The sequence below is a fragment of the Neisseria sp. HMSC068C04 genome (genome assembly GCF_001810105.1).
GTDB classification, from domain to species: domain Bacteria; phylum Pseudomonadota; class Gammaproteobacteria; order Burkholderiales; family Neisseriaceae; genus Neisseria; species Neisseria flavescens_B.
On sequence record NZ_KV799922.1, the window covers coordinates 1 to 520 of the forward strand.

At 36.9% G+C, this 520-nt stretch carries 2 protein-coding genes; both read left to right on the forward strand.

Annotated elements, in window-relative coordinates:
* Positions 1-281, forward strand: a 281-nt coding sequence (locus HMPREF2700_RS03080; RefSeq protein ID WP_283129665.1) for a virulence factor TspB C-terminal domain-related protein, incomplete at its 5' end; no start/stop codon positions are given.
* Between the two features lie 3 nt (positions 282-284).
* Positions 285-520 (forward strand): DUF2523 family protein (locus tag HMPREF2700_RS03085; protein ID WP_070589993.1); only part of this gene is annotated, 236 nt, incomplete at its 3' end.

Sequence of the window (520 nt, forward strand, 5' to 3'; positions counted from 1 at the left end):
TTTTCCCTGACATATTAGCTTGTTCAGAAAAAGGTGATGTAGAGGAACAAGAAGAACCTTTCAAAATTCCTCATACAAATAACGAAACAACATTTAGCCCCGATTTCTTCCTACCCGATAATGGTGTTTGCCCTGCTCCAAGAACTGCAACCTATTTGGGTATAACCATGGAATTTAAATATGACATGATCTGTAATTTTGCCCAAATGATACGCTTTCTTGTGATTGGTATCGCTGCGGTAGCAGCAGCATTTATCATGTTTTCAAGTAGAAAGGACTAAAGCATGAAAGCTGCGTTTTTCGCCATATTACAAAGGCTATTAACCTATATTGTTGCAAAAATATTTATTGCCCTTGGCATTAGTTTTGTAACCTTTACAGGGTTTACAGTTGGATTAGGTTTTATAAAAGACTACGTAAAAAATCAGTTCAACTCAATGCCATCAGACATTCTTCAGATTGTCATGATGTCAGGTTTCGGCCATGCATTAGGTCTGATATTCGGTGCATTTGCATTTAA